The sequence below is a fragment of the Alcanivorax sp. UBA3183 genome, from assembly GCF_002364155.1.
Classification (GTDB): domain Bacteria; phylum Pseudomonadota; class Gammaproteobacteria; order Pseudomonadales; family Alcanivoracaceae; genus Alcanivorax; species Alcanivorax jadensis.
Genome location: NZ_DEXN01000044.1, coordinates 85134 through 94984, shown reverse-complemented (window position 1 = coordinate 94984; position 9851 = coordinate 85134). Strand labels below are relative to the sequence as shown.

Genomic DNA, 9851 nt, shown 5'->3' with positions numbered 1-9851 from the left:
TTCCCGCTAATCCGCGATGAACCTTTTTTATGGGCGCTGCTCCCAAGACGTAGGGTGCACTGAGCCTAAGGCGAACTGCACCAATCCGGCGTTTGAATGGTGCAGTTCGCCTTAGGCTCAGTGCACCCTACGCAATCTGTGACAGTGGGGAGAAATTCAGCGTTCGGCGTTCCGTTGCAGGAGGCTGCCAGCAGCCGCTCCTTTTTCGCGTGCAAGCACGCTCCTACAGCGGCTCAGTTGCGCGCTTCTACGGCAGCAGGATGGGCTCCTGCTCCAGGCTGACACCAAAACGCTCCCAGACATCCCGACGCACGGCAGAGGCCAGTGCCAACACATCTTCACTGGTGCCACCACCGTGGTTAACCAGCACCAGGGCCTGCTCACTATGCATGCCCACGGGACCCAGCCTGCGCCCTTTCCAGCCAGCCTGTTCGATCAGCCAGCCAGCGGCCAGCTTGATGCCCTCGGGCTGCTCATAGCCCACCAGGCCCGGGAAGCTCTTTTTCAGTTGTCCCGCCTTGTCGACACTCACCACCGGGTTCTTGAAGAAACTGCCGGCATTGGCCAGTACCGCCGGGTCGGGCAATTTGCTCTGGCGCACGGCAATTACCCGCTCACGCACCGCCGCCGGCAACACATCCTCGACAGGCAGGTGCGCAAAGTGATCCTTGAGGGGACCATAACTCACATTACAGGCCGGCAGCTTGTTAAGGCGCAACTCGATACCGGTAATCACATAGCGGCCCCGATCGCGACTTTTGAAGCGGCTGTCCCGGTAGGCGAATTCACATTCTTCGGCAGCAAAGTGCGTTACCCGGCCGCTGGCCACTTCCATCACGGTAACCTGCTCCAGCACCTGGGACAGCTCCACTCCATAGGCACCGATATTCTGGAACGGTGCTGCCCCGGCGGTGCCGGGAATCAGCGACAGGTTTTCCAGCCCCTGCCAGCCCTGCTCGACCGTCCAGGCCACCAGATCATCCCAGTGCACCCCGGCACCGGCGGCAACCCAGACGAACTCCGCATCCTCTTTCACCAGGGCCATACCATCCATGGCCGGACACAGGGTGAGGCCGGGTAAATCACCGTGGATCACCAGATTGCTGCCCTCGCCGATCACCTGCAACGACTCGGCCGGATCACGCTCGGCCAGCACCTGTTCCAGGGCATCCAGGGTGACCGGCCTGGCCAGTCGTCGGGCACGGGCGGGCAAACGCAGGGTATTGAGTTCGCTCAGATCCGCATCGGTTTCCACTAACGGCGGCTGGAGCAGACTCATAGGCGCTCTCGCAGCGCATCCAGGAGACCGTCGGCACCGCCTTCAATCAGATCCAGGACACGATCAAAGCCGTCCTCACCGCCGTAGTAAGGGTCCGGCACCTCGCTCACGGAGGCACCGCTGGCGTAATCCAGAAAGCGCCCCAGCGTGACCGTGACATCTGCCGGTTGCATGGCCTGCAGATCCGCCAGATTGGCATTGTCCATGGCCAGCACCACGTCAAACTCGTAGAAGTCCTGCGGGCCCACCTGGCGAGCACGCAAGGAATCCATCTGGTAGCCTCGGCGGGCCGCCGCTTCCCGGGTTCGCGGGTCCGGGGCACGGCCAATATGCCAGTCTCCGGTGCCGGCGCTGTCGATACGGATTTTCTCTTCCAGACCGGCGGCAATCACACGCTCACGAAAGACCGCCTCGGCGGTGGGTGAGCGGCAGATATTACCCAGGCAAACAAAAAGCACGGACACTGTCATGCCTGCCCTCCCAGTTGCGTACGCAAACGCTCCAGGTCTTCCTGAGTGTCCACACCGCCCGGTACCGCCTCAATGGCCGGTGCCACGTGAATCGCTACGCCATTGGCCATGGCCCGCAGCTGCTCCAGGGACTCCAACTGCTCCAGTTTCGCTGGCGGCCATTGCACATACTGGTGCAGAAATGACACCCGGTAAGCGTAGATACCAATGTGTCTCCACCATTCACCTTTCGCAAAACGCTCACCACTGATATCCCGGCTACCGTCGGCAAAGGCATCACGATGCCAGGGAATCGGCGCCCGGGAAAAATAGAGTGCCCGACCATCATCATCAAACACTACTTTCACCACATTGGGGTTGAACAGATGGTCTGCGTCTTCGATGGGCTCACACAAGGTGGCCATCTGGCAGGAAGGATTGGCGGCCAGGTTGGCGGCCACCTGATTGATCACCGACGGCGGGATCAATGGCTCGTCACCCTGCACATTGACGATGATATCGTCATCGGCCAATTCCAGTTTGGCGGCCACTTCCTGAAGACGGTCGGTACCGGAAGGGTGATCCTCCCGGGTCATGACCACCGGTACCTGCCCATCCAGAGCCTCGGCAATACGGCTATCATCGGTGGCTACATAGACCTGCCCTGCCTGACTTTGCTGACAACGCTCGGCCACCCGCACCACCATGGGCTTGCCGGCGATATCCGCCAGCGGCTTGCCCGGCAAGCGAGTCGATGCATAACGGGCAGGCACCACCACATAAAAACTCATCGTCCTTCCTCTTTTCTTACCAAATAGCGTTGATGCTCTCTGTAGGAGCCATGCTTGCATGGCGAACCGGGTGATCCTCGATAGACAGGCAGCTCATTGCCCCTCCGCTGGTTCGCCATGCGAGCATGGCTCCTACAACACAATCGAATTGATCACTCTGGCGATGTGCCCAGCGCCCGGTCCAGCATCTGCTCCAGCAACCCTTCCGGCAGACTGGCCGTCACTGGCAGATACCACCAGTGCGGTTCGGCGAAGGGGGCGCATTTTACCGCATCCTTTTCGGTCATCAGCACCGGGAGGCCATCGGCAAACGCCAGATCCGCTGGCTGGAAAGCATGATGATCCGGGAACACATGGGGGGTGGCGCTCAGGCCGAGAATGCTGAGCAGATTAAAAAACCGCTTGGGGTTGCCGATGCCGGCCACCGCGTGGACCTGGGGGTGCTCGCGCAAGAATGCCTGATGATCCAGTGTTTCGCCCGTAGCCAGGGAGGTGATGTCTGCGGGGCGCATGATCATCGGGTGCGCCCCACTCCAGCCACCTCCGGTGCTGACCACGAAATCCACTTCCTTGAGGCGGGTCGCCGGCTCTCGCAGCGGGCCTTCCGGCAGGCAGCGGCCATTGCCCAGACCACGCTGACCATCCACCACCACAATTTCTGCGCTGCGCGGCAGGGCGTAATGTTGCAGACCGTCATCGCTGATCACCAGATCCGGAGTGTGATCGCGGATGGCCACGTCCAGTGCATTGCGACGATCCGGGTCCAAAATCACCGGAACGCCGGTGCGGCGGGCGATCAGCACAGGCTCATCGCCTACCTCCAGTGCATTGCTGTCCGCGGTGACCAGATGGGGATAGTGATCGATCTTGCCGCCGAATCCCCGAGACACCACCACCACCTTCAAGCCACGGGCAACGGCGGCCTGCACCAGGGCAATCACCAACGGCGTCTTGCCAGTGCCGCCCACGGTAATATTGCCGACCACCAATACCGGCACCGGCGGCGAGGGCTTTTCCTTGCGAAACCGTTGCAGGCGTCGCTTGGCCTCCAGGGACACCAGCATGGAGAGCGGCCGTAGTGGAACCAGCCACGGGCTACCCTTATACCAGCCCTGTTGAATCCATTCGCTCAATGAGCCCATGGCCGACTTACTCCTCGGCAAAATCCATGCGATACAGCTGGGTATAAAGGCCATTCTTGTTCAGCAGTTCCTGATGTGACCCCTGCTCGATCAACTGGCCCTGATCCAGTACCAGAATCCGGTCGGCTTTCTCGATGGTCGACAGGCGGTGGGCAATCACCAGGGTAGTGCGCCCGACCATGACCTGCTCCAGCGCCTGCTGAATATGATGCTCGGATTCCGTATCCAGGGCACTGGTGGCTTCATCCAGAATCAGGATCGGCGCGTCTTTCAGCAATGCCCTGGCAATGGCGATACGCTGGCGCTGGCCACCGGAAAGCTGTACGCCGTCCTGCCCCAGCCGGGTTTCCAGGCCATGCTCCAGCTGCTCGATAAAGCGCCAGGCATGAGCGTCACGGGCCGCCTGTTCAATCGCCGCATCATCCACACCACGGAGCTCGCCATAAGCGATGTTGTTGCGCACGGTATCGTTAAACAGCACTACCCGCTGACTGACCATGGCAATCTGGTGACGCAGGTCGGTGAGCTGAATATCCGGCAGCGGTACGCCATCCAGCAGAATGCGCCCCTGATCCGGATCGAAGAAGCGAGGCAACATGGCACTGATGGTGCTCTTCCCTGCCCCGGAACGCCCGACCAGCGCCACGGTTTCACCGGACTTGATAGAGAAACTCAAATTCCTGAGAACCGGCTGCGCCGGATCATACCCATAGGTGACGCCGTCAAATTCGATATCCCCCCGCGCCTTGGCTGGCAGCACATAGGTACCGGCGTCCTCTTCCTGTTCAGTATCCAGCAACTCGAAAAGACTGGAGGCACCGGTCACCCCACGCTGCACTTTTACGTTCACATCCGTAAGCTGCTTGAGCGGCTTCTGAATCATGCCGGCAGCGGCGATATAGGACAGAAAACCACCTACGGAAAGATCTTCGCCCATCAGATTGATGTAGAGAAACGTGATCGCACCGATGCCCACTGCCACAAACAGCTGCACGATTACCGTGCTGGCAATCTTGCTGGCATTGAGCTTCACATTCTGCTTGGCAAAGCTGCGGCTGACGCCATGAAACCGATCGGCTTCCTGCTCCTGGGCGCCAAAGATTTTCACTTCCCCGCTGCCCTCGATGGCTTCGCCGAGAAAATGGGTAATGTTCGCCATGGAAGACTGGATACGACGACTGATCTTACGAAACCGCTTGCTGGTAATATTCACGACCAAGGCAATCAACGGCGCCACGGCCACCAGAATCAGAGTCAGCTTCCAGTTCTGCCAGAGCAGAAAGGAGGTCAGCCCAATCACCGTAAGCCCTTCACGGATGATCACAATGATGGCATCGGTACCGGCACTGGTGACCTGCTGGGCGTCGAAAATTATTTTCGACATGATGCGCCCGGACGCATTGCGATGATATTCCGACTGGGGCAAACGCAACACATGGCCGAACACGTCATTGCGTAATACATACACCAGCTGCTGCGCCACCCAATTCATGGAGTAGCTACCCATGAACTGGCCCAGGCCCTGAAAAATCACCAGCACCAATGGCGCGATGGATACCAGCAAAACCCGGGTCTCCGTGGGCTCGACAATGGTTTCACCAAGGAAGCCGGCAAGCTGGGCAGCGCCGGCCTGAGTCGCCGCGTACAGCGCGTAACCGATGACACTGATGACCAGCATCAACCAGTACGGTCGAACATAACTGAGCAGCCGCTTGTAGGTCGGCCACACGTCCACAGAGGATTGACTCATTGTGCCTCGTTGGGAGATTCGCGAGTAGTGAGCGACAGCTTAACAAAACCCAGCTGTCCGGCCACGTCATAAACGCGAACCACCGACTGATAGGCCACATTGGCATCCGCATAGATTTGCAACGGCAAGTCGGTTTTTTCCTGCCCCAGTTTCAACAGCGCGGTGCGTAGCGTCTTGCTATCACTGGCCGCCAGCTTTTCGCCGTTGACCAGATAATCGCCGGTCGACGTAATCGTCACCTCAACCTGGTCCGAAGACTGCGCCAACGGCGCTGCTTCCGCCTCCGGCAGCGTAATGGACAACTGGGTCTTGTCATCAAACGTGGTAGAGACCATGAAGAAAATCAGCAGCAGAAACACCACATCAATAAGCGGTGTCAGGTTAACGCTGATTTCCTCCTGGCTGGGCCGGGGAAACTTCACGCCTTGCCCCCCGGGTCCGCCTCACGATCACCGTGTACCAGATCCACCACATGCACAGCGCTTTGCTCCAGTTCCATGGTGATTTCTTCCACGCGACGCACAAAGAAACGGTGGAAGAAAATGGCTGGAATCGCCACCACCAGACCGGCAGCGGTGGTCAACAGCGCCTGGGAAATACCGCCGGCCAACTGGGCCGCATCGCCAGTGCCATGCATCATGATGGCGGCAAAAACATCAATCATGCCGATCACGGTACCCAGCAAGCCCAGCAGCGGCGTGATGGCAGCGATGGAGCCGAGAGTGCTGAGAAACTTTTCCAGTTCATGCACCACGATGGTGGCGCTTTCCTGGATACTTTCTTTCATGATCTCGCGGCCATGGCGGGCATTGGCCAACCCGGTAGCCAGAATGCGGCCCAGCGGCGAGCTGTCACGCAGCTTGACCAGATTGCCCTCGTTGAGCAGACCCCGCTTGAGCAGCGTCTGCACCTGCGGCACGGTATCCGCCGGCGCCAACTTGCTCGGACGCAGGGTCCAGAAACGTTCCACCACAATGGCCAGAGCCACCACCGAACAGATCAAGATCGGGAGCATCATCCAACCCCCGGACTGCACAAGATCCTGCACCTTAACTTCTCCCCTCACTCACAGCGTCGTTTTCAGAGCGCCGTCGGGTTAATTTGAACCTGAAGCCATGACTTCAGGTTAATCATTACCAGAAACGCCAGGCCGCTGGCCGATGCCAGGGTCTTTCACGAAATTGGCGCCATGTTGTTATAAGCGGCACATTATCAGCGGCACCCCAGCGAAACACAATCATGCCATCCCGGTCGGTGCGCAGAACTGTGACCCCGGCATTGCCCAGCCGTTGCAGCACCTGCGGGTGCGGATGACGAAAACGATTCCGATAACCGGCACTGACCAGCGCATAGGCGGGCTGCACCTGTCTCAACAGGGCCGCACTGGTACTGCTGCTACTGCCATGGTGTGCCACCACCAGCAAATCCGTACGCGGCAGCGAACCCAGCAATCGATACTCACTCTGCTTGCCGATATCACCGGGTATCAGCAACGAGCTCCCGGCACCGGACACCTGCAGCACACAACTCGACTCGTTGCCCGGCACCACCTCCGGCCCGGGCCACAGCAGCGTAAACGTCACTCCATCCCAGCCCCACTGCTGCCCCGCACGACACGCCTCGCTACCCGGCACACGTTGCGGTTCACCGCTGGACACCGGTGCCATGCCGGCTAACACCTTCATGCCACCGGCATGATCATTGTCCCCGTGGCTGATAATAATGCGGTCGGGCGTCAGCCCCTTACGGGCCAGCCATGGCAGGATAATGCGCCGGGCCATGCTGTCACCAGGCCATGACGGCCCGCTATCGTAAATCAGCAGATGTTCCCGGGTGCGCACCGCTAACGCCAGCCCCTGCCCCACATCAAACGCCACCAACTCCCAATCACCCTCAGACAATGGCGCTGCTCGTTGACACAACCAGGGCAATAACAGGATCGGCAGCAATCGCCGAGGAAACGGCAATGCCGGCATCAGCAGCAGAGCCAGTGCCAGCATCGCAAACAGCCCACTGGTTGCCGTTGGCAACGGCAACCGCCAGCCACTGGTCGAGGACGCCAGCGATGCCATGAGCCACACAGACAACTCCGTGCCAGTGGCCGCCCCCTGCAGAATCCAGCCCTGCTGCAACAGGCTGCCCAGCAAGGCCAGCGGCACCACTATGCAGGTATACAAGGGGATCAGAAACAGATTGGCCAAGGGCGCACTGATCGACCATTGCTGGAACAGAATGGCACCGAGCATGGCCATCATCACCGGCAGCAGCACCAGTAACCAGCGGGCACCATGACTGGTCACCAGCATGGCAATGGCAGCCACTGCGCCGAACGACAACCACAGGCTTTCCGAAAGCGCCGACAAAGGGAACAGCAGTAGCACCATCAACAGCGCCACCCCGAGGCTCTTCCACAATGGCACTGACACGCGAGCACACTGCGCCACCGCTACCACCGCCAGCATAATCACGGCGCGTACTGTTGGCAGACTGAACCCGGCCAGGGCGGCATAACCCAGAGCTGCCAGCAGTGCCGGCCCCCAGGCCAGTTGCTGCAACGTAAACACGGTTAAAACTGGGAACAGGCGCTGCATCATCGGCCCCAGCAGCCAGCGCCCCAACCACCAGAACCAACCGGCGACAATGGCGATATGCAGGCCGGAAATGGCCAGCAGGTGGGCGCCACCAGTGATCTGAAATTGCTGCCACAGCTCGCTGGACAACCGCGACCGGTCGCCCACCACCAGTGCCGGCAGGATCGCTCTGCCCGCTGGCGACACGGATACCCGCTCCGCCACCAGGTCCGACAACCACTGTCGCCAACGATCCAGTCCCTTATCACGACCCTGCACCGTCCACGACTGCACGGTACCCCGGGCATCAATGCCCGCAGCCAGATCCCGCCGGGCCGCATCCACGCCGGTGGCATTGTAGACCCCACGGGGCGCCTTCAACTTCACCATCAGCGCCAGTCGCTGATCTGCCTTCACCTGCACCGGCAGTTCATAGGCGTTGACCCGGATACGATGCATGCCGGGCCAGCGGGTGGCGCCCCAAACGTCCAGCGTCAGCGTCTGGCGATACCGCCAGCGACCGAAACGAAACTCGTTGACCGTGGCCGGCAACCCCACCACCTTGCCTTGCATGACCAGGGTTTCCCCTTCCAGGGAAGCAGGCAGCCTTGCTGACACGCCACTGTTCAGTTGTACAACGCCGTAACACCACAACAGCGGCAACCACACCAGCCAACGCCGCCCGCGCCGCCAACCCAGAACCGCTACTACCACCAGTACCAGCAGCGGCCACAACAGGCCCAGCCAGCATGCTGCCGCCAGCGCCGCCGATAAGCACCACAATCGCATCCCTGCTCCCGTGGAAAATAGTCGCTTTCTTCACGGTCAGTCTTTGTATGATGTCCAGGAGACACAAAGCCCCGTGTAGGTGTATGCCTTTTTTTCCGATCCGGGCATAATAGCCACCCGCGGGGTGCAGCCAGGTAAGTTTCTGACGCTATTTCATGCCCGCCATGCGCCATGAAACCTCTGAAGAGGCTCCCAACGCATAACACAAGTCGGGTGGTACCCAGCCTGCCGGGCACCTAAGCTGATACCGACACGACATTCACGGGATTCTCCCGACACGGTCTGCAGACGTGAGTTCATGCCAAAACGGATCTTCCGAAAATACCTGCCAAAACCGGATCGCCTGCGCGAACACAAAGCGCTGAGCTTTCTGGGTGAGGTATTGGCCGATCCGAACCTGTGGCACATCAACCGGCGCTCACTAGCCGGTGCCGCCTTTATCGGGGTCTTTACTGCCCTGCTACCCATTCCCTTGCAGATGGGGCTGGCCGCTCTGCTCGCTGTGCGCTTCCACTGCAACCTGCCACTGTCGGTGGTATTGGTGTGGATCTCCAATCCGGTCACCTATGTACCGATTTTCTATTTCACCTACCGGATTGGCGCCTGGATGCTGGGAATGCCGCACCATAGTGGCGAAGGCATTACCGTGGCCTGGTTTGTAGAGCAACTGGTGCCGCTATGGCTGGGATCAACGCTATGCGCAGTGGTGTTTGGCGGGCTCGCCTATGCCGCCGTGAAAGTGGCCTGGCGGCTGGCCGTGGTACGCAGCTGGAACCTGCGTGCCCACCGCCGCGCCAGGGTGCTGCGACGCGAAGCTCGCAAGCAGGAAGAACAGGAAGCGAAAGAGGACGACGACTCAGAGCCGCCGCAATAACCCGTCGTGTAACTCGTATTGTTGCGGGCAGCGTGACGCAAATTCGCGATCGTGGGTAACGATCATGAAAGCGGTACCCAGGGTTTCGTTGAGTTCCAGCATCAGTGACTGCACATGGGCAGCGGTACGTTCATCCAGATTGCCGGTAGGCTCATCTGCCATCACCAGGGCCGGCTCGGTTACCAGAGCCCTAGCAATAGCGACTCG

Annotated in this window: 9 protein-coding genes and 1 pseudogene; 1 reads left to right on the top strand and 9 read right to left on the bottom strand. The window is 60.0% G+C overall.

Annotation, left to right across the window (positions count from 1 at the left end):
• Positions 1-247 precede the first annotated feature (247 nt).
• The 8 genes from murB to B3Q33_RS14210 form a co-directional block, all read right to left on the bottom strand.
• On the bottom strand, positions 248-1279 hold the full coding sequence (gene murB / locus B3Q33_RS14245; protein WP_272975358.1) for a UDP-N-acetylmuramate dehydrogenase: 1032 nt from the start codon (positions 1277-1279) through the stop codon (positions 248-250).
• Complete coding sequence (locus B3Q33_RS14240; RefSeq protein WP_272962944.1) at positions 1276-1749, bottom strand: low molecular weight protein-tyrosine-phosphatase; 474 nt, start codon at positions 1747-1749, stop codon at positions 1276-1278. The genes murB and B3Q33_RS14240 overlap by 4 nt, the downstream gene beginning before the upstream one ends.
• Positions 1746-2519 carry a 3-deoxy-manno-octulosonate cytidylyltransferase gene (gene kdsB, locus B3Q33_RS14235; protein ID WP_272975357.1) on the bottom strand — a complete coding sequence of 258 codons (774 nt, stop codon included), beginning with the start codon at positions 2517-2519 and terminating at the stop codon, positions 1746-1748. Before kdsB ends, B3Q33_RS14240 begins: the two co-directional genes overlap by 4 nt.
• Positions 2520-2671: 152 nt before the next feature.
• Complete coding sequence (gene lpxK, locus B3Q33_RS14230; RefSeq protein WP_272975356.1) at positions 2672-3661, bottom strand: tetraacyldisaccharide 4'-kinase; 990 nt, start codon at positions 3659-3661, stop codon at positions 2672-2674.
• A gap of 7 nt (positions 3662-3668) precedes the next feature.
• Positions 3669-5411 (bottom strand): lipid A export permease/ATP-binding protein MsbA, encoded by a 1743-nt coding sequence (gene msbA / locus B3Q33_RS14225; RefSeq protein WP_035247301.1) that lies wholly within the window; start codon positions 5409-5411, stop codon positions 3669-3671.
• Positions 5408-5833, bottom strand: coding sequence for an ExbD/TolR family protein (locus B3Q33_RS14220; RefSeq protein ID WP_035247299.1), 426 nt, complete (start codon positions 5831-5833; stop codon positions 5408-5410). The genes msbA and B3Q33_RS14220 overlap by 4 nt, the downstream gene beginning before the upstream one ends.
• Positions 5830-6459 (bottom strand): MotA/TolQ/ExbB proton channel family protein, encoded by a 630-nt coding sequence (locus B3Q33_RS14215; RefSeq protein ID WP_035247298.1) that lies wholly within the window; start codon positions 6457-6459, stop codon positions 5830-5832. Before B3Q33_RS14215 ends, B3Q33_RS14220 begins: the two co-directional genes overlap by 4 nt.
• Before the next feature lie 85 nt (positions 6460-6544).
• Complete coding sequence (locus tag B3Q33_RS14210; RefSeq protein ID WP_272975355.1) at positions 6545-8770, bottom strand: DNA internalization-related competence protein ComEC/Rec2; 2226 nt, start codon at positions 8768-8770, stop codon at positions 6545-6547.
• Positions 8771-9068: 298 nt separating this feature from the next.
• Between B3Q33_RS14210 and B3Q33_RS14205 the strand changes: the two genes are divergently transcribed.
• Positions 9069-9644 carry a DUF2062 domain-containing protein gene (locus B3Q33_RS14205; RefSeq protein ID WP_035247293.1) on the top strand — a complete coding sequence of 192 codons (576 nt, stop codon included), beginning with the start codon at positions 9069-9071 and terminating at the stop codon, positions 9642-9644.
• Here the strand turns inward: B3Q33_RS14205 and B3Q33_RS14200 are convergent.
• Positions 9627-9851: pseudogene (locus B3Q33_RS14200) on the bottom strand (lipoprotein-releasing system ATP-binding protein LolD); the annotation flags it as partial. The gene B3Q33_RS14205 and the pseudogene B3Q33_RS14200 sit on opposite strands and share 18 nt — an antisense overlap.